Here is a 1199-nt window from a genome sequence, read left to right as displayed (position 1 = left end):
TACTCTACCCTACTAAATATTGCGGCATAAAACGGGGCAGTCCGACCTTTGGGGTTCCTACACCATCCAAACCCGTTCTGCCCCGTGAAGCAATGCCTCAGCGCCAAACTTACTACGCTTTTGCGACAGGTGCCGTTTGTGCGCCATTTGTCGCGCCAAAAGTTTATCGCTCAGTTCGTTATTGGTTTACTCAAAAGCCGTAATGTGCAGTTCTGTGAGGTAGCCCAGCACCTGAACGACGCCGTCAAGCCCGCCTCGAACGAAACCCGCATTCAGGACTTTTTCCGCCAAACCGACCTGGATTATCGGCTGCTGGCCCACTTGCTGTTGAGCTTGCTGCCGACCACGGGCAAGTTGCGCTTATGCCTGGACCGCACCGAATGGGATTTCGGCCGCTGCCAGGTCAACATCCTGCTTATTACCGTCGGCCGGGGCGAGTTGCAGTTGCCCCTGTACTGGGAACTGCTCGACAACCGGAGCGGCAATTCCAGCGCTGCCGACCGCATTGCCCTGCTGCAACTCTGCGTCCAGGTGCTGGGCAAACACCGCATCGGGTTGGTGCTGGGGGACCGCGAATTCGTGGGCCACCAGTGGCTGAAATGGCTCAAGGCCAACGGCTTGAACTTTGTTATGCGCCTGCCCAAACACCACTTGCTCACCCATCCCGGCGGCCAGCGGCAGGCCGTTGACGACCTGGGCCTGGCCCCCGGGCAGGTGCGCCGCTTCACCCACTGCCAGGTCGATGGGGTCTGGGGCCAGGTCTGGGTCAAAGCGCTGGCCGATAACGAGTTTTTGTTCCTGTTTGGCAACGTGGGACTGGCCTACATGGACCAGCTCTACGCCAAACGCTGGACGATTGAGCAGTGCTTTCAGAACCTGAAGGGCCGCGGTTTTAACCTGGAGGCTACGCATTTACGCTGCCACCGTAAGCTACGCAAGCTCGTGGCGCTGGTCAGCCTGGCCTACGCGCTGTGCCTGGGCGTGGGCACGGTGGCCAACGCGAAAATCAAACCCATTGCCCGCAAAAATCACGGCTACCGGGCCACCAGCCTGAGTCGGCACGGCCTGAATCTGTTGCGCCAACTCACCCGGCCACATACGGCCCCTGACCAGCCGCTGGCACGCAAAATTCTGAATCTACTGGATGTATTTAGTCGCTATCTTGCTCGTGGACAACCCACCAAAATAGTAGGGTAGAG

The 1199-nt window shown here is 58.9% G+C and carries 1 protein-coding gene; it reads left to right on the top strand.

The genetic code is table 11. From position 1 onward, the window contains the following. The first annotated feature begins 84 nt into the window (after nucleotides 1-84). The gene (locus HW554_RS20195) at nucleotides 85-1197 is read left to right on the top strand and encodes an IS4 family transposase (RefSeq protein ID WP_176910331.1); all 1113 of its coding nucleotides are present in this window, start codon (nucleotides 85-87) and stop codon (nucleotides 1195-1197) included. The last annotated feature ends 2 nt before the right edge of the window (nucleotides 1198-1199 follow it).

The organism is Hymenobacter lapidiphilus (assembly GCF_013377885.1).
GTDB classification, from domain to species: domain Bacteria; phylum Bacteroidota; class Bacteroidia; order Cytophagales; family Hymenobacteraceae; genus Hymenobacter; species Hymenobacter lapidiphilus.
Note: the sequence above shows the minus strand (reverse complement) of the source record. Positions and strands in the feature narration are given on the sequence as shown.